Consider the following 22,919-nt stretch of genomic DNA (forward strand, 5'->3'; position numbering starts at 1 on the left):
TCTATCGTAATAAGCGCTATAGTTGACGAAATAAGCTAGTTTATTGCAGGAGGTTCCGATGGGAGACATTATTCATTCGATTATTTTAGGTATTGTGGAAGGCTTGACCGAGTTTTTGCCCGTTTCATCTTCCGGGCATATGATTCTGACGAATAAGCTGCTCGGCATCGCGTCGGATGACCAAGCCATCGTCACGTTCGAAATCATGATCCAGCTGGGAGCAATCCTGGCCATGGCGCTGGTCTACCGCGAGCGGATCGCGGATCTGTTCGGCATATCGCGCAAGCCGAAGTCGCTCGGAGCGATCGGGGCTGGCCGCACTGCCGCACGCAAGAAGCTCAATTTGATCCACGTGGCGCTCGGCATCGTGCCGGCTATGCTGCTCGCTTATGCGCTGAAGGACGTCATTAAAGGCGAGGGCTTCAATCAGACGCCCGTGCTGTTCTCGCTCGTTGTCGGCGGGATTTACATGATCGTAGCAGAGAAGCTTTCCAATTCGGGCCGCATTCGCGTCAAGGCGGAGACGATGGACGAGATCACGTATCGCCAAGCTTTTACGATCGGCTTGCTGCAGTGCTTGTCGCTGTGGCCGGGCTTCTCGCGTTCGGGTTCGACGATCGCCGGCGGCATGTTGACGGGTACCAGCTATAAAGCGGCAGCCGACTTCTCCTTCCTGATGGCGATCCCCATCATGGTTGTGGCATCCGGCTACGAAATGCTGGACAGCTACAAATACATCACGGGAGACAACCTCGGATTCTTTATCGTCGGCTTCCTCGTTTCGTTTGTCGTAGCCTGGCTCGTTATTGTCTTGTTCCTACGGTTTATCCAAAAGGTTAAACTGACACATTTCGCTATTTATCGATTCATTTTGGCGGCGGCGTTCTGGATATTTGTCATGCGTTAGAAAATTTTGTCGACATTTGACGAATCTATTCTTGCTCTTTTCCTGAAAATCCCTTACATTAACATTACGAGGTTGCAGAATCTGGTAGCCTCCACAGGAAAATAGAAGCAATGCAGGAGTCGATCGCATGCGATTATTGCCCGTTCAAATGTGCCAGCCCGGCATGAGGCTCGCCAAGAAAATCTATTCCGAAGATGGCCTCGTATTGCTCGGAGCGGACGTTGAACTGAACCATAAGCTCATTACCCGCCTCTATGAATGCGGCATCCATTATGTATATATCCAGGACCCCCGGACGGCGGACGTGATCGTACCGGACCTGATCAGCGAAGAGACGAGGCATCGCGCGCTCTCCGAGATCCGAAGCAATTTCCGGGATCTGATGAATCGGCCTAACCGCAAACAAGGGGTTACGTATCCCTATATCGGCAAGTCCTTCCGCCAAGTCATGGGGATGGTCATCGATGACTTGACGGAACAGAAGGATGCCATGGTCATGCTCATGAACATGGGCGTCGTCGACAATTATTTGTTTCATCATTCACTGAACGTTTCCGTCTATACGACCGTGCTCGGCATTGCCAACGGCTATTCCCGGGACGAGCTGATGACGCTCGGGCTCGGCGCTTTGCTGCATGATGTCGGCAAGACGCAAATCGACGTTCATGTCCTGAAGAAGAACGGGAAGCTTTCCGGTGACGAGTACGAAGAAATGAAGCGCCACACGGAGCGGGGCTATTACTTGCTGAAGGACGAGCCGAACATTCCGCTTCTGGCCGCGCACTGCGCCTATCAGCATCACGAACGGCTGGACGGCAGCGGTTATCCGCGCGGAATCAAGGGCGATGACATTCACGAGTATGCCAAGCTGATCGGCATCGTCGATTCCTACGACGCGATGACGACGACGCGCGTGTATCGCAGTCCTATGCTGCCGCATGAAGCTGTGGAGTCGCTCTACGCCGGAACGGGGACTTTATATGACCAACGGATGCTGCAGCTGTTCCGGGATAAAGTAGCGATTTATCCGCTCGGCATCACCGTACGGCTGCAAACCGGCGAAAGCGGGGTTGTCGTGGACATCAATTCGTCCTGCCCGCACCGGCCGGTCGTGCGCGTGCTGAACAACCGGGACGGAGAAGCGCTTAAAGCGCCGTACGAGGTGGATTTATCCAAGCAGCTTACGGTGATGATCGTCAGCGTGAACGACAGTGAAACGTTTGCTGAAGCCGCTGGCTCGTAGCGTGCAGCATTCAGTGTACGAACTCATCCATCCGTACGATCTCATACAACCATCCGAAGGAGCCGAGACGGCTCCTTTTGTCTGTTCGTTATTGATCTGTCCGATAGGCTGCATTAGGCCTAATCGTTTGCAACAATTGCCTGTGGACATTACAATAGGATAAAAGCTACGAAGTACGTCACGTAATCATGAAAAGTCAGGTGTTGAATACATGTTGAACGCATTACCGTCACGATTTACCCCCGCAAACGATCCTTGGGATCCGATCTTCTCGCTGCGCCGCCATGGACGCCATCGGCTGACGAGCGTGGAGATGACGCTGTCCAATCTATGCAACATGCGCTGCGAGCATTGTGCAGTCGGCGATACGCTCGTGTTAACAGAGCCGGAGAAGCTGCCGCTCGATATGATGCTGCGCAAGCTGGATGAAGTCGAGCACTTGCAGACGATCAGCATCACCGGCGGCGAGCCGACCTTCTCCGAGCGTTCGGTGAAGGAATATATGATCCCGCTGCTTCAATATGCGCGCAGCCGGGGTATATTTTCTCAAATCAATTCGAATATTACGTTGGATTACAATCGCTATGAAGCCATCGCGCCTTATTTGGATGTCATGCATATTTCATTCAATTACACGTCCGCGGATGATTTTCATGAAATCGGCTTCGCCAAGAGCGGTCATCCGGTCCCGAAGGCAGTCGCCGCACGCATGTATGAACGAATGCTGGATAACGCGAGACGATTGAGCGAAGGCGGTTTGTTCGTGTCGGCGGAATCGATGATCAATTACCGGACGTACGACAAAATGCCTGAAATCCATCGGCTTATCGTCGAAATGGGCTGTAAGCGCCATGAAGTGCATCCGATGTATCCGAGCGCGTTCGCTTCCGATCTGCCGGTCATTACGCCTGCGCAGATGCGCTCCGCGATAACGGACCTGCTGGATCACAGAGATCCCTCCCTATGGATGCTGTTCGGTACCTTGCCGTTCTACGGCTGCAGCGAGGATGCCGCGGATAGGGAACTGCTGAGACGACTGGGCCGCGAACCGTTCGTTACGGTCCGCAACGATCCCGACGGCCGCAACCGGTTGAACGTGAATTTATTCACGGGCGACGTGTTCGTGACCGACTTCTCCGACGTGCCGGCTTTCGGCAATATCCGGAGCAGCCGCCTGGACGATCTCTTCGATCGCTGGCTCTCCCATCCGCTTGCCAAGAGCGTGGACTGCCACTGCCCGGCTGCCTCATGCTGCGGCCCGAATTTGCTCGTGAAGGATATGTATTACCGCGACGTCGATTTTGCGTCGCGCCAAGCGGTCCTATAAAGAACAGCTTCACCACAGAGAGAAAGCGGCTGGAATGCCGATGAGAGGAGCGGGAATTTCCTTTGCAGGACTTTGAATTCGGGAAGATTTTTTGGAATCTTTGCGTCGTCTTCATTTTAGTCATCTTAAACGGTTTTTTTGTAGCCGCCGAATTTTCGCTCGTGAAAGTCAGGCAGTCACGCTTGACGCAGCTTGCCAATGAGGGACATAAACGAGCCAAGTATGCAATCAAGGTCAACGATCGGCTGGATGCGTATTTGTCCGCGACCCAATTGGGCATTACGCTCGCATCGCTCGGTCTTGGCTGGGTGGGGGAACCGGCCGTCTCCGAGCTGATCGTGGAACCGCTGTTCCATCTGCTCGGTTTAAGCGACGGCGCAGTCATGCACACCGTCTCCGTCGTCATCGGCTTCCTGGTCATTACGTTTCTGCACATCGTGCTCGGGGAGCTGGCTCCGAAGTCGCTTGCGATTCAGAAATCCGAGGCTACCTCGCTTTGGGCGTCCATGCCGCTGTTGTACTTCTACCGTATTTTCCTGCCCGCGATCTGGATGTTGAACGGCTCCGCGAACGGACTGCTCCGGATCTTCGGCGTGAAGCCGGCCAGCGAGCACGATTCGGCACACACGGAAGAAGAGATCCGGATCCTGATGGACCAAAGCGCGAAAAGCGGCATTATCAATAAAGATGAAATGAAGTTATTCGATAACATATTCGAATTTTCCGACAGGCTGGCGAGGGAGGTCATGCTTCCGCGGACCGATATGGATTGCTTGTATGCGAATCTGTCGTTTGAGGAAAATATGAAAATCGTTTATGCGACCCGGCATACGCGATATCCCGTCTGCGTCGAGGACAAGGATCAGCTGATCGGATTCGTGCACATTACGGACCTGCTGACCTCCGATCCGGATGAGGAACAAAGCATGAACAAGTTTCTCCGTCCGATTCTGAATGTACCGGAGTCGATGGAGGTCAGCCACGTGCTGCAGTTGATGCAGCGCAAGCATTCGCAGCTGGCGATCGTGGTGGACGAATACGGCGGCACGGCCGGCATGCTGACGACGGAGTTGATTCTCGAACAGATCGTTGGCGAGATTCACGACGAGTTCGACAATGAACAGCCTGATATTATCGTCAAAGGCGACGTCACTTCGGTGGAAGGACGTATGCTCATCGAAGAAATTAACGATATGTTCGACCTGGACATCGAGGACGACGACGTCGACACGATCGGCGGCTGGTTGTTTACGAAGCTCGAAGGCAATCCCGTACGGGGCAAGAGGGTTGAGTTCGACGGCTACGTCTTCGAGGTAGCGGAGAGCGAGCCGCTGCGCGTGCTGCGCGTCTTTATTTTCCGCAACAGCAATACAACGGAGCCGGAGGAGCAAGCCGGCTTAGGTGAATAAGATCCGTTTGGAGCTGCGCCAGCGGCCTGAGGAGCCTTCGTCTATATGACGGAGGCTCCTTTTGCATGCAACGACTCTGAATCGAAAAGCTATTCCCCGGGAAATCATCCCGCTGCGAAGCAATGAAATAATTGATGTCCAAGCAAAATCGCCAGGCCGGCGACATAGGTATAGAAGTGATAACAGGAAAGCAGGCAGCATTGCGCAGGAGGAGGCGAAGAGAAGTTGAACGCCGTTAAACCGACACGAGACTGGTATCCCTTCGTAGGACCGTTTGATCCTTGTCCGCCCAAATACGTCAAAACCTATTATGTTCCGCCGAACGAGTTTATTCCTTATCAGCCGATGAACCTGCCGCAGTTCTCGCTGGCAGATGCGCTCAAGTTCGGAACGCTATGGCCGGCACTATATGGACCCTATGAATCGAAATGCACGACAAGGGGGTCTGAGACCGGTGAATAACAAGCTGGACGCACAGTATTATAAGCAGCTGCTCGAGCTGCAGCAGCTTGATTTTGCACTGGTTGAGCTGACGCTGTATCTCGATACGCATCCGAACGACCTGCAGGCGCTCCAACAATTCAATCAGTTGGCCCAGCAGCGCCAGCAAAGCGCGCATCAGTTCGAGATGCAGTACGGGCCGCTCATGCAGTTCGGACACAGCTATTCCAAGTTCCCTTGGCAGTGGGTGGAAAGCCCATGGCCATGGCAGGTGTAACGAACAGCCGAAGGAGGTGGAAGGTACGTGTGGATTTATGAGAAGAAGCTCCAGTATCCGGTCCGCGTCAGCAAATGCGACCCGCGGGTAGCCAGGTATTTGGTGGAGCAGTACGGCGGAGCGGACGGCGAGCTGTCCGCGGCGCTGCGATACTTAAATCAACGCTACAGCATACCGGACAAGGTAATCGGCCTGCTGACGGACATCGGTACCGAGGAGTTCGCGCATCTGGAAATGATCGCAACGATGATTTATAAGTTGACGAAGGATGCGACGCCGCGGCAGATGGAGGAAGCGGGTCTTGGCGATAATTATGTCATCCACGACAATGCGCTGTTCTACCAAAACGCTTCAGGGGTTCCCTGGACGGCGGCATACATTCAGGCAAAGGGAGATCCGCTTGCCGATCTCTACGAGGATATCGCCGCGGAGGAGAAGGCGCGCGCGACCTATCAGTGGATCATCGACATGACGGACGATGTCGACCTGCAGGACAGCTTGAAGTTTCTGCGCGAGCGCGAAATCGTGCATGCGATGCGGTTCAAGGAAGCGGTGGAAATGATTAAGGCCGACCGCGATACGAAGAAAGTATTTTGATGTAGCCGTCTTGAATACGGAAGGGTTCAGCCGGACCGGCCACGGATCCGGCTTTTTGGCGTTCATGGCGGATTTGAAATGCCGGTTGTTAGCGAATGCGCACTAGTTTTGTCGTATGCGGGAGCATGTTGAAACTTTTGGAAACCGCTTCGCGTTTACTAGGTATCCGGTATGGGATTCGGAGAGAACCGATGGGAGGGCGAAGGTGTGCGTACGAAGGTTTCCGCTGAGCTTGCGGGCGAATCGTCCGGGAGTCCGCTATCAAGAAAAGCAATGCCGAAACAATCGGTCAGGCGTAAACGAAGATGGCTGCGCTTTATTGCTGCCTCTTTCGCTTTCTTTTTGCTGCTCGGTGCCATTGGCGCTGGATGGCTGTTCGTGACGCCTTCGGGCAACAATTTCCGGTATTTGATGGCGGATACCCTCATAACAACCCAGCATCGGGTCTGGGCCAAATATTTGATCGGGCAGCATGCGCTCGACACGCGCGTGCAAGCGTACCAACGGCAATTCGACGCCATGGGCGAGGAACGGGATACGCATGAGATCCGTCCTGCGGCAGCGGCGACACCGGCGGCACCGGCGCAGGGAAGCGAATCGCCGGTCGTTCAGACCGTGCAGGCCAAGCCCCTCGTCGAGATCGAGCCGATCTCCGGGCATGGTTACAGCGGATATATCATGACGGTCAATGATCCGACCAAGATTCGAATCGCAGTACCCGAGAAGCAGGGAAGGGGAGAGCGGGTGCCAAGCATGGTCCGTCGGACCGGGGCGGTTGCGGGCGTGAATGGAGGAGGCTTCGCCGATCCGAATTGGGAAGGAAACGGTTTCCAGCCCATCGGCATCGTCATGTCCGGCGGCAAGCTGTTCTATAGCGATCTGGGCAAATCGAAATCGACGCAGGTTGTCGGCATCGACGGCGCGGGCAAGATGGTCGCCGGCCGTTATACGCTGGATGAGCTGCAGCGCATGGATGTTCGAGAGGCGGTCACCTTTCAGCCGCGCATCATCGTCAACGGCAAAGGACTGATCAAGAACGCCGCTGACGGGTGGGGCATTGCCCCGCGCACCGCGATGGGGCAGCGGGAGGACGGAGCGATTCTGTTCGTCGTCATCGACGGCAGGCAGCCTGGACACAGCATCGGCGCGAATCTGTACGACGTCCAGCAGATCATGCTGGAACATGGCGCAGTCATCGCCGCTAATCTGGACGGAGGCTCCTCGACGGTGCTCGTCAAGGACGGCGAGGTGCTGAACAAGCCGTCGACGAGCAGCGGCGATGGCCGCTATCTGCCGACAGCTTTTCTCGTCTTCGAGCATCCGGAGCTGGCGGAGATCCGGAATGTGTGGGAAGGTCTGAAGCCGGGCGACATCGATGCCGGCAAGTGGTAAACGACGCGCGGGATGGAGCGGCAGGCCGCCGTTCGCCTTGCGCCATGGACTTCTTTTCCAGTATGATTAAGGGCATAACGCCGATTGGCTTCCGTTCGAAAAGCTTCGAACGGCATATGCCGCATCGAGAAAAGGAGTCCTGCCTAATGCGCATGAATGAACCGCTTCCGCGTCCGGAAGCGTTGATTTTTGATATGGACGGTACGTTGTTCGAGACGGACACGCTGCTCAAAGGCGTGCATGAGCGGATCTTCCAAACCCTCCGCGAAGAGGGGCTCTATACGAACCCGACTCCCCCGGTCGAGAAGCTGCTCAGCTGTCTCGGCATGCTGCTCGCCGATATATGGCGCAGCGTAATGCCGGACGGCTCGGAGGCGGCCCAGCGCCGCGCGGACGAGCTGATGCTTCAATACGAGCTGGAAGGACTGGAGAGCGGCGAAGGCGAGCTGTATCCCCACGTCGCGGAGACGCTTCGGGAACTGAAAGAACAAGGCTTCAAGCTGTTCGTGGCGAGCAACGGCCTGGAACGTTACGTGAAGGAGGTTGCCCGTTACAGAGGCATAGCGCCGCTGTTCGACGGCTTGTACAGCGCAGGCGAGTACGGCACGGCTTCCAAGGTGCATCTCGTTGATCGGCTGTTGAAGGACCATGGCGTCACCTCCGCATGGATGGTGGGGGATCGCTCATCCGACGTGGAAGCCGGGAAGGGCAACGGATTGCAGGTCGTCGGCTGCGCGTATGCGGTTTATGGGCGTCAAGAGGAATTGAACGGCGCCGACGCGCTGATCGACGATTTCCGCCAGCTGCTTGAGCTGGTGCCGCAACCGTCCTAATCGCACATTCCTTTGATTGAAAAACACAACCCCGGTCAGCGCATGGATGGCGCAAGCCGGGGTTGTGCCGTTCAATCGCCTTTACCGAAGCGGTACCTCGATCCAGGCTCCTTCGTATCGAATTCCTTCGCCTTAAGCTCGTTCAGCTCGGGTTCTCTGATATTGAGTTCCGCCGCCGTCTTCGCCTTATCCTTCCGCTGCACTTTCTGTTCATGCAACCATACGGCGTATTCCAGCGGCCTGATAATAGCCAGACGGTACGTGTCGCGTTCCCCGGCTTGAATGAATACTTCCCGGGAAGGCTTGGGATTGACCTCCAGCAGCCAAATCTGGCCCTTGCGATCGATGGCCAAGTCCAGCGCCAGCTCGCATAAGCGGCCGTAGGAGCGTTCCAAGTAAGCGGCAATATCGACGCCGAGCTCCTCGGCTTTTCGTTTGACGTCGGTTGTGGTGTCTTCATTCTTGATCCAATCGTTCAGCAGCGTTTTCATTTTGACCGCCTGGCCGCCGCCGTGCAGGTTGGAGGTGATGCTGCCGCTAGCCCCGATCCGCCCGGCGCAGCCCGTGACTTCCCATTCGCCGCTGCCGTTCTTCTGCACGAGCATCCGGTAATCGTGCACGCGGCCGTTGGACAGCTTGAGCTGGATGCCCTGCTGGACCAGATAACGGTTTTCCCGCAAATTCCATTTGGCCAGTCGGCCGTGAATGCCCGCAAGTCCGACCCGCTGCGGACTCACGATCTTTCTGGACTGGTCGCGGCCTTGGATGAGGTAGCTGCCGCTCTGCTCTTTCTCGATGCGGAGAATGCCGCGACCGCCTGTACCGTTGATCGGTTTCAAGTAGACGAGCGGGTATTTGCGAATCAAGTCGCTCAAGTCGCCCTGAGCTTCATATAGCCGCGTGTGCGGAAGATGCGGACGAAATTTCTCTTCCCGCTGCAGCGTTTTGTAGACCGTCCACTTGTTGCGCAGCACCCGGTTCAGGAACGTCAAATGCCCGTATTTCTTGCGGAAATGACTCAATTGCACGAACCGGTGGCTGCGCTGGATCCGGCAGCGGTCATAGATCATATGCGGAAAGGAGCGCCACCTTCGGCTCCAGGTTTTCGAATTCGGATCGTACATATGCGCGTGGATGCGGTTATCCGTGTAATTGACGTCGGCCGGGGTGAAGACGAAGACCTCCAGGCCGAGGTTTTTGCCGGCTGCCGTCATCCGTTCGTAGATCGGCTTCTCTTCCATCAAGCCGCGGTCGTTGAGGTACAAGGTCAAAATGCCCAGCACCGGCTGACCCATAGCGTCTCCTCCTAAAAGTTTTGCGAGCATCTCGCAGCCGAGATTCCGGCAAGATCAGCAAAACTCGCTTCGTAAGCATATGCTTTAAGTTTTGCGAGCATCTCGCAGCCGGGATTCCGGCAAGATCAGCAAAACTCGCTTCGTAAGCATATGCTTTAAAGTTTTGCGAGCATCTCGCAGCCGAGATTCCGGCAAGATCAGCAAAACTCGCTTCGTAAGCATATGCTTTAAAGTTTTGCGAGCATCTCGCAGCCGGGATTCCGGCAAGATCAGCAAAACTCGCTTCGTAAGCATGAGCTCTAGTGTTCGAATCGAAGAGTCGGCTTGCCGGTCGGGCCGGTATGCAGGCTGACCGCCTTCATGCCCGCCCGGAAGCACATGTTCATGCTGGTAGGATTATCGGAGGCGACGCTGCAGGTCAGCCGGCCCATCTGGCGGTGCAGGGCTCTCAGCAGCAGGCTGCCGACACCTTGGCCGCGGTATTCCGGGGCGACGACGACGAAGCAGGCGCGCTCGCCGCCGTCTTCCGCGAACGCGACCGCCACAAGCTTCCCGTCTTGAACGCCGACCGCCACGGCGGTCGATGTCGAGGCACCGCGGCTGCTTGCCGCAAGCCGCGCGGGAATCAGCTCATTGAGTGCGGCCAGACCGGCGTGGGTAATGCGGCTATCGCCGTATCGATACAGAAAACGGGTGATTTTCTCCTTGGCGGATGACCATTGCGACGGCGATAGCAGCTTTACCTGCATGAGCATTCCCTCCCCCGCTATTTGTCCTTGGTTCGCAACAAATAGCTGCTGTATTGAAAAATCCTGTCCAGCGAGCGCTTGCGGATGTCCGGCTCGTCGAATTTCATCGGCTTGGCGTTGGCCTCGAAGAACCAGATGTTCCCCGCTTGGTCGATCCCGAGGTCCATCGACATCTCGGCAAGGCTGCGCCTTGAGCCGCGTTCGATCTGCCGCGCAATGACGAGCGCGGTGTTGCGGGCCTTTGTAAGAAGTTTATTAGCTTCGTCTTGGCCAAATACGCCGACAAGCAGTTTCTCCGGATCTTCGATGCTCCCGCCGCGCGGAACATGCGTCGTGATGCTCATGGAGCCGGCCAGCCGCGCGCCGATGCCGGATATGTCCCATTGGCCGCGCTGATTCTTCTGAATCAGCGCGCGCAGGTCGAAGGACCGGTCATTGTAAGCGGCAAGATGAATGCCTTGCTGCGCGATATACCGTTCGCCGGTGCTCTCTTTCTTGATTCGGGTCCACAGCTTGCCGATCGAGCCGCAGTTGTAGGTGGTGCTGCCTTTGTTGCCCTGGATCTTCAGTCGATAGGGAAGCGGCTTCTCCGGCTGCAGCTGAATCGTCATGATGCCTTTGCCCGCTTTGCCGCTGACCGGCTTCAGATAGAGGTACCGGTGCTGCAGCATCATGCGTCCTAGCCCGGAGACCGACTGCATGCGGCTCGTGGCGGGAATGTAAGGCTTCGTGGTCCGCGACTGGCGCAGCCACTTGAACAGGCTCCATTTGTTGAAGAACTTCGGGTTGAAGATCTGCACGTCGGGATGCCGGAGGCAGGCGGCGATTTTCCGTTTGACCTCGGGCTGGAGTTCATCCTCGCGAAGGGGGATGCGGTTATAGATGAGATGGGGGAACGGAAACTTCTGCAGCATCCAAGTGTCCGAATCGGGATCGTAGGTGAAGCCGCTGATCGTCTTGCGGTTCAATTTCAAGTGATTGGCCGTCACGACATAGACGATAAAGCCGTTGTCCTTGCCGGCGGCGATCAGGTCGGCGAAATTCTGGCGGTTGCCGCGAAAGAGCTGCAGATCGTCCTCGATGGTCAGGATAGCGAGGACGGGCTGCTTGATTCTGGAATTGGCATGAACTTCGGCTTCCGCCGTATCTTCATGGATGACAAACCCCATTAATCACTACCTCCCTGATCCTTGAACTTGCTCAAGAATAGGCAGTGATCCAAAATATGCGTCATGGAGTCGCGGCCCTGCGATCTCAGGGAAGGATGGCTGAATATAGAGCGGCCCGGCTTGGCATTGGCTTCGAACATCCAGATCTCGCCGTCCTTGTCGATGCCGATATCGAGACCGAGCTCGCCGAGCGTATGCGGGAAGTTCCGTTCGATCGCCTGCGAGAGCTTGACGGATACCGCCTTGGCTTTGACCAGCATCTCGTCGGCCTTGTCGCCGAATGCGCGGCCGAGCGCCTGCTCCGGCGTCAGCAGCTGCCCGCCGTTCTTGATATGGGTCGTGACGCTGCCGCGGCCGGCCTTCTTCGCTCCGATTCCGACAGGTATCCATTCGTTGTTGCCGTTCTTGTGCATGTGGAAGCGGAAGTCGATCGGACATCCGTCGATCTCGATCAGGCGTACGCCCTGCTGGCTCACATAACGCCCGAGACCGCTGCCGTGGCGCGACTCCAGCATGCGCATCAAGCTGTTGAAGCTCGTGAACCGAAGCAGCACATTGGTGTTGCCGCGGCGGTATCTTGCGAAGTAACCGCGCTTCGGATGGTAAGTTAGCCGGTAGATGCCGATCCCGAGGCTTCCGGCCGTTGGTTTGTAATAGATGAATTGATGCTTTTCCAGCATCTCTTTGATTTTCTCGGAGCGCGGATTGTTGACCGATTCGGGCAGATGCTCCAGCGCTTCCACATCGCGATCGAGCAGCTTATACACGTCGGATTTGTTGAAGAAGCTCCAGTTGAAGAACGGAACGCCCTTGCGGACGAAGCGCTCGCGCATCGACATGATGGAAGCCGTCGTTTCCGCATAGCGGCTGGGCAGCCGGTTATAGACGACGTCGGGAAGCGGCACGACTTTGCGATACCAGCTGCCGGTGCTGTTGAGGAAGTAGCCGTTGACCGTTTCCTTCGTCCAGTTCACGTCCCTTGGCGTAAAGGCGAACACATAGGCTTTGCTGTCTCCCATGCGGATCAGCTGGCGGATATAGCCGGATCGGGAGCCGAAAGGGGAGTCGCTTTTGCGGTTTCCGTCCGTGAGGACGCCGATCAACGGACCGAGCTGGACTTCGTTCTCTCCTCCCTGCACGAACGAAATGCTGCCTGCTTTAGGCACCTTGATCGTTTGGCGGATGCCGGCGGTGAGATAGAGATGGTTGCCCTGCCGGTTAATGGTCTTCACGGCAGCGGTGACGGATTCATGCCCAAACTTGAGATTGATCGTCTTTTTGCCGGAAAGCTTAAGGGATCGAAGGAGTGAGCCCGACAGGTAGACGATGCGTTCGCTCGTTGGTGAGAAGTGTACATGACAAGATGTCAAACTCATGGATGAACCTCCTGGATGTATCTCCTTTGAATTCGGGTGGACGGAAAAACAGGTCGCTGGCCGGCGGCCAGCAGCTTCGCATAATCGAGCGGGCGGCGGATGGCCGTCTCAGCGGCCGCATCGTCGCGATCGAAGGATTGCCGTCCCGGTTTGGCGTTTGCCTCCAGCAGCCATAGCCGGCCATGAGGCTCGAGTCCGAAATCGAGGCCGAGTTCGGCCAAGCGGCCGAAATGCTGCTCCAGGCAAACGGCGGACCGCTCGCTGACGCTGCGGATTCGGTCCAATAGCCGGGCTGCGACTGCATCTCCGAAGCGGATACGCAAGACGTCTTCCGCCTTCAGAGCGGTGCCCCCGCCATGCAAGTTGGCCGTGACGCTGCCCGGATTTCCGCGGCGAACCGCCGCTCCGGTGAAGATCCAGCGGCCGCGTTCATCCTTCTGAATGAGCGCACGCACGTCGAACGAACGGTCTTCCTCGTCAGTCAGCTTCAAGCAGGGCTGAACGAGATAAGGTGCAGCGGAGGTAAAACGTTCGAGCCAGCCGGACAGGGCGTTCCAGTCATTGAAGCGGAGGGCGAGCAGCCGGTTCAGACGGTCTCTGCCGTCGACCTGCCAGCCATCGCCATCCCGGAGCGGGAGGAGCCGAAGCGCGCCTTTGCCGTGCGATCCGGCAGACGGCTTCAGGAATAAACCTTCCGGATAGCGTTCAAGCAGCCGTGCGAGCTGGTGCGCGTCTTCGAGGAGATGCGTATCCGGCAGTTCCTGCAGAAGCGCGTCATCGAGCTGCATGGCGCGATAGACGTCGAGCTTGCCGGGGAGCGAGCCGTTCAGCAGCACATAAGGCTTGCGGCCCTTGAGCGTGATTAACGCTTCCCGAAAACGGCTGGCCTGCGCGCTCGATATCGGCAGCGCGCGGTCGTACACCACGTCGGGCAGCGGGAAGAAGGCTTCCTGCCACTGTCCGTCCGTGAGCCGATAACCGCGCATCCGATGCGAGTCGGCGGCTGCGGCGTGCGAAGCGCAAAACAAAAATACGAGCATGCCGATCGTATGCCCATACGCGCAAAGACGACGGCAAAAATCATCCTCCGGCATGACGAGGGAAGAGCCATCGCTCTTGCCGTCGCCGGAACCTTCGAACTGCCGCTCGCTGATCAGAATGCCGAGGATGCCGGATCTTGCTGGCTCAGCCATCTCCGTTTCCTCCTTTAGCGTTAAAATTCGGCCAAATGCCGTGCATAGCGAATCATATTGCGGACGGAGGGACGGATTTTCTGATCCTGCAAAGGCGTGTTATCGTTCTTCGAAGGTTTGGAATTTACTTCCAGTAGCCAGACGCGGCCGTTCGTATCGAGCGCCAGATCGATGCCGAGCTCTCCGAAATGCGCCGGAATGAATGCATCGACGCCATGGGCGATGTCGAGCGCGGCCCGCTGCAGCTTGCCGGGCGCGTCATGACTGCTCGCGCCGGTCAGGTTGGAGCGTCCAACCGCTTCGCGGACGGTGCTGAGCGTGCCGCCTCTGGCGAGGTTGGATACGAAATGATGACTGCCCGCCGTGCGGGCGACGATGGACGTCAATACCCATTTGCCGGTCTCGTTCTTCTGCACGAGCGCCCGAAAATCGACCGGCCTGCCGAGAATGTCGATCAACGTAAGGCCTTGCTGGATCTGATACCGGACGGTTTTCATCTTGCCGGAAATCGAGCCATAGAGTTTGAGCAGACTGCTGAAATAGTGTCTGCGCGTGCCGCCTACGGTGGCGTATTGTGCAGAATACGCATCGCCATCCTGCTTGGTGATGCGGATGATGCCTTTTCCAAGACTGCCTCGTACCGGCTTCAGGAAGACGGACGGGTATCGGCTGCACATCGTCTTGAGCATGGGAAAGCTGCGGAGCACATGCGATTCCGGCAAATATCTGACCAGTGACGGGTCTTTCGCCAGCGCATCGAACACTTCCGGCTTATCGAGAAATTTTTCGTTGAAGACCGAGCTTCTGTGACGGATTTTGACCTCGCGGATAAACTCCTGCACGTTCGGACGGTTTTCCAGCTTGCGCGAGGTCAGCCGGTTGTTGACGACGTCCGGCGACGGCAGGAACGTTTTGCGCCAGCCATCCTCGTAGACCCAGCCTTCCACGGTGTTGAAATTGCCTTTCAGATGATGAGGCGTGAAGAAATAGACATGGGCTCCCTGCGCGGCGCAGGCATCCACCAGTTCTTTGCAGAACAGCGTGATGGAGCCGAACGGCCTGTCGCGGTGATCCGGGTCGTCACGGCTGATCAATACGCCGATCAATGGTCCGAGCGAAAGCACGGCCTCTTCGGGCCGGTATCGGATGCGGAGCGTGGTGCTTGCCAGCAGCCCCATTTTGAGGGCGAGGCTTTGACCGATTCGCATGCCGTCGAAGCGTTCGACCGGCACGACCTTGACGTATTGGCGCATTGCCCCGAATTTAAGCGTCACCGGCTGACCTTGCGGGATCTTCCATTGTCTCAGATAAGCGTCGCCGAGCATGATGGCATCATCCGGCAGCATGCCAGGACTGATTACCTGTACGGCGACTTTCGTTTTCAGCATCGACGGATCTCCTTCCATGCCGGAGATGATGACGGGTGGGCCAGGGTCCATAGGGATTTGACACGAATTAGTTCATCATATGAGGACATCTATCCCTTGGTGATTAGCGGACAGCATCAGATTCGAGATAAAATAACGCTTCCGGCGCCCAAAGAACCGTGCGGCTGGTACGCGCGATCTGCTAAAATGGAAGTAGACAAGGAATAAACTCAATAAAACAAGGAGTGACCGACGTGGGGTCCGCAGGCAAAGCGCCCGAAGCGCAAACGAAGCATGAACGGCTGATGGACTATATTCGCCAGCTCGAGATTGGCACGAAGCTGTCCGTCCGCACGATGGCGGACGAGCTGGAGGTAAGCGAAGGGACGGCGTACAAAGCGATCAAGGAAGCCGAATCGACCGGCCTCGTGAGCACGAAGGAACGGATCGGGACCGTCCGGATTCAGCGAAGGAGCCGCGAAACGATGGACCGGCTGACGTTCGGGGAAGTGGCCGACATCGTGCAGGGAGAGCTGTACGGCGGCGCCGCGGGCTTGGAGAAGACGCTCCATAAGTTCGTCATCGGCGCGATGGAGCTGGAGGCCATGGTCCGCTATATCGACGCGGGGAGCCTCCTCATCGTCGGTAACCGGCAAGGGGCGCACCGCTGCGCGCTGGAGCAGGGCGCAGGCGTCCTGATTACCGGGGGCTTCGGCACGAACGACGACATCAAGCGGCTGGCAGACGAGCTGGGGCTTCCGATCATTTCCTCCAAGCATGATACGTTCACGGTCGCGTCAATGATCAACCGGGCCATGTTCGATCGGCTCATCCGGCAGAAAATCATGCTCGTCGAGGATATCGTGACGTACAGCCGTCCGGTGGAAACGATGCGTCTCGGCGAAACGAAGGGCGATTACGTGCACTTGGCCAGCCGCGTGGGCGGCACGCGGTTTCCCGTATTGGACGAGCGCGGCCGCGTCGTCGGGATGATGACGGCGAAGGATGCGGAAGGCGCGGACGAGCATCAACCGGTCGAGAAGCTGATGACGCGCAGTCCCATTACGGCCGCGCCCAATATTCCGATCGCTTCCGCGGCGCATACGATGGCGGCCGAAGGGATCGACCTGCTGCCGATCGTGGACAAGAACCGCAAGCTGCTGGCGGCCATCAGCCGGAGCGAGGCGCTCGAAGCGATGCGGTACGCGGGCAAGCAAAAGGAATCCGGCGAAACGTTCGACGAATTGATCAGCGCGGGCTTTGAGAAGAAGGCATTGGAGAGCGGCGAGAGCTTTCAATACGCGGGACGCATCACGCCGCAAATGTCCGGGACGTTCGGCACGATTTCGGAGGGGGTTCTCGTTACGCTGATGACGCAGGCGGCGAGGGGATTCATACGGGAGCTGGGGAAGCGGGATTACGTCATCGAGAGCATGACCACGTATTTCGTCAGGCCGATCCAGCTGGAGAGCGAAGTCGTCATTCAGCCGACGTTGCTGGAAATGAGCCGCAAGAGCGCCAAGCTCGAGATCGAGCTCAAGGATCCAGGCGGCGTGGCGGCTAAGGCGCTCCTTACAGCGCAGCTCATTGACCCTTATTAAAAGCGTGGCGGAAAAAGAGTTGCCTGCGGTCAGTGTGGGTCTCCAATCGCTGTTGTAGTTCGGATTTCTTTGATTATATAAGTGAGTAGAGGTGGAAATCAGACTACAAAGGCGACCGCTGACGCTTTTCCGACTCCACACTGCCTCTTCGGCCACTTTTCGCCAAGACTTTGAATTTTTTAGCAAATATGAGCTTTCGCTATGCGAACACGAAAGCCAATTAACCCTTCATAGACCGATAAACGCTATTGTTGCGAATCCCCGCAAACAAATTGAACAAGCCGATGACGATGATCAAGCAGCTGATGACGACCTTGACCGTCGAACCGCTGAAGGCGAGCATCATGAACAGCGCGATGAAGACAAGCATGACGCCCATGCTCATGTTAAGGCGTGCGCTCAGCATGCCGCGCTGACGCACATCCGAGGTGCGGCGGGCTTTGAAGCTGTAATTGACCGACATCAGCGACGTGACGCAGATGAGGATGACGATGGCCCAGTGTAAGGCGTTTTCCATGACGTGCGTGCAGCTCCTTTATGGTGACAGGCTTTAAATAACTGCCTTATTGTACCACGAAAGGGGCGGCGAGCGAAAATAAGTCCTCGCCGAATGCTCCGGCATTTCTTATTTGGTTATTCCTAAACCGATCGGCCGCTCGTATTTCCTGGCGACGAACCATACCTGCAGCACATTATCCACGACTAGCACCGTTCGAATTTGGACGGTAACCTCTTTATTGCCCCCGACGAGATAGTTTTTATTTTTGAGGAGCAGTCTGGCCAGCTCCGCGTTCGTATTGATCTTGTAGATGCTCGTCCCCAAAAAGACGGATAGGTCATCCCGTAGCGCGTCTTTGAGCGCAAGCTTCGACTTCTCGTCCAGCTCCACGTCGGATTCGTCTTCCTTCCCGTCCATCAGAATGGTCGATATGCTCTTCACGACCGTGTGCTGGTTCTTGAACTGGTTCAGCTTCTCGATCCGGTCCTCGTATTCGCTCAGCTTGCCTTCCAACTCCGTATTCGAATCGCGCAAGGCGTTGAAATTCATGAAAAAGACGGCATGGTACGCCATCGCGCCGATGATGGTTCCGAGCACGACGAAAGCGGCGGCCTGCATCAATCTCGTAAATCGCTCGAAGGGCGGCACCCGCATTCGCTAGACCGCCCCTCTGCACAGCCAGCGGATCAGTTCCGTTCCCATGTGCGCCCCGAGAAACGCGCAAAGAATATAACCGATCTGCAGCGCGACGGGCGATAGATGGCCCTCGATCATGTTGCTTTCGATGACCCGCATGGGATCGATCGTGCCGCCTACCGCCGCGACGAGCGCCCATATTTTCAAGCGGGACGCGGTGTCCATCATGGCGTCCGCGGGTGCTGTCATGGCGAGGACGGAGCCTATGCCCGCAAGCATCGAACCTCCGAAGACGACGCCGAAGGCGATGAAGAAATCGACCGTGGCTTTCGAGAAGAAAGAGTCCATTATGCTGAGCTCCCTTCAATCTGAGTGGGGACGAAGCTCGTCCTCCCGGGATGCATGGGCGAGCAGTACCGCGTTAGCGGGACGACCAGCCCGGGATGCATGGGCGAGCAGTGCCGCGTTAGCGGGACGACCAGCCCTAGTCCATTGTATGGGCGGGCAGGGCATCAATATGATAAAATGATAGAAAATGATGCTCGTTTACGATAGAAAGAAGGAATGGCGATGAACGGCGGACGCGAATTTGTACATTTACACGTTCATAGCGAATTCAGCCTCTTGGACGGGGCTGCCCGGATCAAGGATTTGGTCGAAGCCGCAGCCGCGCAAGGGATGAAGGCGCTGGCGCTGACGGACCACGGCGTCATGTATGGCGCCGTTCCGTTTTATAAGGCGTGCCGGGCGAAGGGAATTAAGCCGATCATCGGCTGCGAAGTTTATTTGACGACGGGCTCCCGCTTCGACAAGGGCACGCGCAAAGACAATCCCATCTACCATCTCATCCTGCTCGCGAAGAACGAGACGGGTTACCGCAATTTGATGAAATTAAGCTCCATCGGGCATTTGGAGGGGTTCCACTATAAACCGCGGATCGATTTCGAGGTGATGCGGGCGCATGCCGAGGGGCTGATCTGTCTCAGCTCCTGTCTCGGCAGCGAAATCGCGCAGCATCTGCTTCATGACAAGACAGATGAAGCGCTCCGATCGGCCGAACGTTACCGGTCGATCTTCGGCGAGGATTTCTACCTGGAGCTGCAAGACCATGGCATGCTGGAGCAGAAGAAGGTGCTGCAGGCGACGCTTGCGCTCGCGGAGCAGACCGGCATCCAGACGGTGGCGACGAACGATGTGCATTATTTGCAGCCTTCCGACGCGGCCGTGCAGGATGTATTGATTTGCATCGGGACGGGCACGACTGTTGAAGACGACGACCGGATGCAAATGCTGACGGATCAAATGTACTTGAAAACCGCCGACGAGATGTTCCTTCAGTTTCGCCAAGCGGCGGATGCGGTGGAGCGGAGCGTCGAGATCGCCGACAAATGCTCGCTCGAGCTGACGTTCGGGCGGGCGCTGCTGCCCGCGTTCCATCCGATTCCGGCTGGCACGACCTCGTCCGCTTACCTGGAGGCGCTGTGCAGGGACGGCCTGGAGGCCCGTTATGCAGGCGATCCGGCTTGGACGACCGATGCTTCCGTGAAGCAAATTGCGATGGACCGGCTGCTGTATGAGCTGAAGGTCATCGATAACATGGGCTTCAGCGATTATTTTCTGATCGTGTGGGATTTTATCCGATTCGCCCACGAGCAGGGTATCCGTACCGGGCCGGGCCGGGGCTCCTCGGCAGGCAGCCTGGTCGCTTACACGCTGCGCATTACGGACGTGGACCCGCTTAAATACAAGCTGTTGTTCGAACGCTTTCTGAATCCCGAACGGATATCGATGCCCGATATCGATATCGACTTCAACGACGAGCGGCGCGATGAAGTCATCGCTTACGTGTCGGCCAAATATGGCGAGGAGCATGTGGCCCAGATCATCACGTTCGGTACGATGGCGGCCAAAGCAGCCGTTCGCGACGTCGGCCGGGCAATGGCGGTGCCTTTCGGAGAGGTGGACCGCGCGGCCAAGCTGATCCCGAACCAGCTCGGCATCTCGCTCGAGGAGGCGCTTCGCGTCAGCTCCGAGCTTCGCGAAGCATCGGAGCGGCAGCCGAAGACGGCAGATCTGCTGCGCATGGCGTTGAAAGTGGAGGGGATGCCCCGCCATGCCTCGACGCATGCCGCAGGCGTCGTCATCTCCGGCGAGCCGCTGACGAATTACGTGCCGCTTCAGGCAGGCACGGATAAGACCGCCTTGACGCAATATTCGATGGAGAACCTGGAAGCCGTCGGTCTGCTCAAAATGGACTTTCTCGGTCTGCGCACGCTGTCGATCCTGGAGCGTGCGCTTGGCTGGGTGAAGCAGCAGCAGGGGATCACGGTCGATTTTCGTTTCATTCCCGACGATGATCCCGAGACGTACGCCATGCTGACGCGCGGCGAGACTACGGGCATCTTCCAGCTGGAGTCGTCCGGCTGCCGGCGGGTACTCCGCGAGCTGAAGCCGACGAAATTCGAGGATATCGTCTCGGTTTTGGCGCTTTATCGACCGGGTCCGATGGAGTTTATTCCCAAATATATCGCCGGCAAGCACGGTCATGTAAAGGTCGAATATCCGCATCCGTCGCTTGAGCCGATTCTTGCGGATACCTACGGGATTATTGTATACCAGGAGCAAATCATGCAGATTGCGTCCGCGATGGCGGGCTTTTCGCTCGGCGAGGCGGATTTGCTTCGCCGCGCCGTGTCGAAGAAGAAGCGCGAAGTGTTGGATGAGCAGCGCGCGCATTTCGTCAGCGGCAGCCTATCGGAGGGCTACAGCGAGCAAGATGCCAATGCCGTATACGATATGATCGTCCGTTTCGCCGACTACGGATTCCCGCGCGCGCATGCGGCGGCGTACGGCGTGCTGGCGTTCCAGACGGCATGGCTGAAAGCGAACCATCCCGTTCCGTTCATGGCGTCCATGCTTGCCTCCGTGACCGGCAACCAGCGCAAGACGGCCGAATACGTCGACGAGTGCCGTCGCATGGGCATCGAGGTGCTCGCGCCGGATGTGAACGAGAGCAGCGTGACTTTCACGCCGGTCGGCGGAGCCATCCGTTTCGGCCTCGCATCGATCAAGAACGTCGGTACGCAGGCAATCGATTCCTTGTTGAAAGAGCGGGCCGAGCGTCCGTTCGACAGTCTGCTCGACCTGTGCCGCCGCGTGGATCTTCGCGTCGCCAACAAGCGCGTGCTTGAATCGCTGATCCAGGCCGGCGCATGCGATTCGCTCGGCGCGCATCGGGCGCAGCTGATCGCCGTGCTGGACGAGACGGTCGAGGCCGCGCTGAAATGGCGCAAGGAGCGCGAGGAGCTGCAAATCGAGCTGTTCGGATTCGATGAGGTGCAGAACTGGGACGTGGAGCTGCCCGAGGTTCAGCCCTTTACGATCGGGCAGCTGCTGGGACTGGAGCGGGAGCTGCTTGGCATGTACTTGTCCGGCCATCCGCTTGACGATTACGACGAGGCGCTGGACGGCTTGCCGGTCGACCGCCTCGTCGATTTGACGGAAGGACAGGACGGGGCCTATGTGCTCACGGCCGCGATGGTCGTATCGCGGAAGCCGCTGATGACGCGCAAAGGGCAGGCGATGGCCTTCCTGGAAATCGAGGACCGCATCATGCGCGTCGAAGCGGTGGCGTTCCCTACGATATGGAAGCGTCACGAGGAAGCGCTGGAGCCGGGCAATATCGTGCTCGCGCTGGCGAAGCTGCAGCAGCAGGACGAGGATTATAAGCTGCTTCTGGAGGATGTCGTGCCGCTGGGCCGGGGTACGGCCGAAGGCGTCGCTCCGAAGGATCTGGCAGTGCAGGTGCAGCGCCTGCTGCGGTTCGGTCAAAGCCGGGCCGCGCGGGACCGTGCATCTCTTCAAGGGGCCGCGCAAGGGACTAACGCTGCGGCTGCGGCTACAAGCGGAAGCGCTGCCCCTGCAAGCGCAGGAACAAACGCGGGAGCAAGCGCAACGGCTGCCGGCGGCAGGACGGAGTCCATCGGCGGCGAGTCAGCAAACCGGACGACACCGGCCACTGCCGCATCCAGCAGCTCGGCGGTGCCCGGAAGCTCGGCCCCGTCCAGCAGCTCGAATGCCGGCCGGTATTCCGATAAGCCGGCAGCAGCGCCTAGCCGGCCCGCCGCGCCAAGCGACGGCCGCGCTGGCCGCCAACAGCCTTTGGCCGCCGCGCTGCAGCCTGGCGCCGGCGCTTCGGCTGCACCTGCAGCCGCGCCAACCGCTGGCAGCAGCGGCCCGGTGCGGTCGCCAGCCGCCGCTGCTAAGCGCATCCAGCGGCTCTACGTCAAGATCGTCGCCGGCCGCGAGGATTCCGCGGCGATGGAGAAGCTGAAGGCGCTGTTGACGGGCAGCGCAGGCGCGCTCGAGACCGTGTTGTTCTACGAGGGGGAAGGCAGGACGGTCGTGCTCAGCGAAGCGTTCCGAGTCAAGCCTTCGCAGCGTCTGCTGCAGGACATCGAGACGATCTTCGGCAAAGGCTCGGCGATCGTCAAATAACAACTCATTTCGCATTGGGCGACATTCCTGGGCCGACATGCACATGTTTTCCGATCTCCGCATACATTTAGGAGACACGGAGCTAAACATGACTGACGGCTTCGCATATTC

The 22,919-nt window shown here is 57.7% G+C and carries 20 protein-coding genes; 11 read left to right on the forward strand and 9 right to left on the reverse strand.

What is annotated here, in order from left to right; all coding sequences use genetic code 11:
* The first annotated feature begins 58 nt into the window (after positions 1 to 58).
* The 9 genes from AC0YNU_RS22630 (at position 59) to AC0YNU_RS22670 (ending at position 8,426) form a co-directional block, all read left to right on the forward strand.
* Positions 59 to 907 carry an undecaprenyl-diphosphate phosphatase gene (locus AC0YNU_RS22630; RefSeq protein WP_475760876.1) on the forward strand — a complete coding sequence of 283 codons (849 nt, stop codon included), beginning with the start codon at positions 59 to 61 and terminating at the stop codon, positions 905 to 907.
* A 127-nt stretch (positions 908 to 1,034) separates the two neighbouring features.
* Complete coding sequence (locus AC0YNU_RS22635) at positions 1,035 to 2,150, forward strand: HD-GYP domain-containing protein (protein WP_475760878.1); 1,116 nt, start codon at positions 1,035 to 1,037, stop codon at positions 2,148 to 2,150.
* 211 nt (positions 2,151 to 2,361) lie between these two features.
* Positions 2,362 to 3,477, forward strand: a complete 1,116-nt coding sequence (yfkAB, locus tag AC0YNU_RS22640; RefSeq protein WP_475760880.1) for a radical SAM/CxCxxxxC motif protein YfkAB — start codon at positions 2,362 to 2,364, stop codon at positions 3,475 to 3,477.
* Between the two features lie 62 nt (positions 3,478 to 3,539).
* Positions 3,540 to 4,886, forward strand: a complete 1,347-nt coding sequence (locus AC0YNU_RS22645) for a hemolysin family protein (RefSeq protein ID WP_475760882.1) — start codon at positions 3,540 to 3,542, stop codon at positions 4,884 to 4,886.
* A gap of 225 nt (positions 4,887 to 5,111) precedes the next feature.
* Entirely contained in the window at positions 5,112 to 5,348 is a 237-nt protein-coding gene (locus tag AC0YNU_RS22650) for a spore coat associated protein CotJA (protein ID WP_475760884.1), read from the forward strand.
* The gene (locus tag AC0YNU_RS22655; RefSeq protein WP_475760886.1) at positions 5,305 to 5,604 is read left to right on the forward strand and encodes a spore coat protein CotJB; all 300 of its coding nucleotides are present in this window, start codon (positions 5,305 to 5,307) and stop codon (positions 5,602 to 5,604) included. Before AC0YNU_RS22650 ends, AC0YNU_RS22655 begins: the two co-directional genes overlap by 44 nt.
* 27 nt (positions 5,605 to 5,631) lie before the next feature.
* Positions 5,632 to 6,201 carry a manganese catalase family protein gene (locus tag AC0YNU_RS22660; protein ID WP_475760888.1) on the forward strand — a complete coding sequence of 190 codons (570 nt, stop codon included), beginning with the start codon at positions 5,632 to 5,634 and terminating at the stop codon, positions 6,199 to 6,201.
* Between the two features lie 273 nt (positions 6,202 to 6,474).
* The gene (locus tag AC0YNU_RS22665) at positions 6,475 to 7,593 is read left to right on the forward strand and encodes a phosphodiester glycosidase family protein (RefSeq protein WP_475761037.1); all 1,119 of its coding nucleotides are present in this window, start codon (positions 6,475 to 6,477) and stop codon (positions 7,591 to 7,593) included.
* Between the two features lie 146 nt (positions 7,594 to 7,739).
* Complete coding sequence (locus AC0YNU_RS22670; RefSeq protein ID WP_475760890.1) at positions 7,740 to 8,426, forward strand: HAD family hydrolase; 687 nt, start codon at positions 7,740 to 7,742, stop codon at positions 8,424 to 8,426.
* Between the two features lie 71 nt (positions 8,427 to 8,497).
* On the opposite strand, the gene AC0YNU_RS22675 is transcribed toward AC0YNU_RS22670, so the two are convergent.
* The 6 genes from AC0YNU_RS22675 to AC0YNU_RS22700 form a co-directional block, all read right to left on the reverse strand.
* Positions 8,498 to 9,721, reverse strand: coding sequence for a YheC/YheD family endospore coat-associated protein (locus AC0YNU_RS22675; protein WP_475760892.1), 1,224 nt, complete (start codon positions 9,719 to 9,721; stop codon positions 8,498 to 8,500).
* 299 nt (positions 9,722 to 10,020) lie between these two features.
* Positions 10,021 to 10,476: a GNAT family N-acetyltransferase gene (locus AC0YNU_RS22680; protein WP_475760894.1), complete on the reverse strand. Its 456-nt coding sequence runs from the start codon at positions 10,474 to 10,476 to the stop codon at positions 10,021 to 10,023.
* An 11-nt stretch (positions 10,477 to 10,487) separates the two neighbouring features.
* Positions 10,488 to 11,639 (reverse strand): YheC/YheD family endospore coat-associated protein, encoded by a 1,152-nt coding sequence (locus tag AC0YNU_RS22685; RefSeq protein WP_475760896.1) that lies wholly within the window; start codon positions 11,637 to 11,639, stop codon positions 10,488 to 10,490.
* Entirely contained in the window at positions 11,639 to 13,015 is a 1,377-nt protein-coding gene (locus tag AC0YNU_RS22690) for a YheC/YheD family endospore coat-associated protein (RefSeq protein ID WP_475760898.1), read from the reverse strand. The genes AC0YNU_RS22685 and AC0YNU_RS22690 overlap by 1 nt, the downstream gene beginning before the upstream one ends.
* The gene (locus AC0YNU_RS22695) at positions 13,012 to 14,208 is read right to left on the reverse strand and encodes a YheC/YheD family endospore coat-associated protein (protein WP_475760900.1); all 1,197 of its coding nucleotides are present in this window, start codon (positions 14,206 to 14,208) and stop codon (positions 13,012 to 13,014) included. The genes AC0YNU_RS22690 and AC0YNU_RS22695 overlap by 4 nt, the downstream gene beginning before the upstream one ends.
* Before the next feature lie 20 nt (positions 14,209 to 14,228).
* Entirely contained in the window at positions 14,229 to 15,596 is a 1,368-nt protein-coding gene (locus AC0YNU_RS22700) for a YheC/YheD family endospore coat-associated protein (protein WP_475760902.1), read from the reverse strand.
* 284 nt (positions 15,597 to 15,880) lie between these two features.
* Between AC0YNU_RS22700 and AC0YNU_RS22705 the strand changes: the two genes are divergently transcribed.
* Entirely contained in the window at positions 15,881 to 17,176 is a 1,296-nt protein-coding gene (locus AC0YNU_RS22705) for a DRTGG domain-containing protein (protein WP_475761038.1), read from the forward strand.
* 220 nt (positions 17,177 to 17,396) lie between these two features.
* Here AC0YNU_RS22705 and AC0YNU_RS22710 read toward each other — a convergent pair whose 3' ends face one another.
* The 3 genes from AC0YNU_RS22710 to AC0YNU_RS22720 all read right to left on the reverse strand — a co-directional run bounded on the left by AC0YNU_RS22710 (position 17,397) and on the right by AC0YNU_RS22720 (position 18,659).
* Complete coding sequence (locus tag AC0YNU_RS22710; RefSeq protein ID WP_475760904.1) at positions 17,397 to 17,693, reverse strand: YtpI family protein; 297 nt, start codon at positions 17,691 to 17,693, stop codon at positions 17,397 to 17,399.
* 108 nt (positions 17,694 to 17,801) lie between these two features.
* Entirely contained in the window at positions 17,802 to 18,329 is a 528-nt protein-coding gene (locus tag AC0YNU_RS22715; RefSeq protein ID WP_475760906.1) for a sporulation membrane protein YtrI, read from the reverse strand.
* Positions 18,330 to 18,332: 3 nt separating this feature from the next.
* Entirely contained in the window at positions 18,333 to 18,659 is a 327-nt protein-coding gene (locus tag AC0YNU_RS22720) for a YtrH family sporulation protein (RefSeq protein ID WP_475760908.1), read from the reverse strand.
* Between the two features lie 222 nt (positions 18,660 to 18,881).
* On the opposite strand from AC0YNU_RS22720, the gene AC0YNU_RS22725 reads away from it, so the two are divergent.
* Positions 18,882 to 22,808: a DNA polymerase III subunit alpha gene (locus AC0YNU_RS22725; RefSeq protein WP_475760910.1), complete on the forward strand. Its 3,927-nt coding sequence runs from the start codon at positions 18,882 to 18,884 to the stop codon at positions 22,806 to 22,808.
* Positions 22,809 to 22,919: the final 111 nt, after the last annotated feature.

This window comes from Paenibacillus sp. J31P316 (assembly GCF_056269105.1).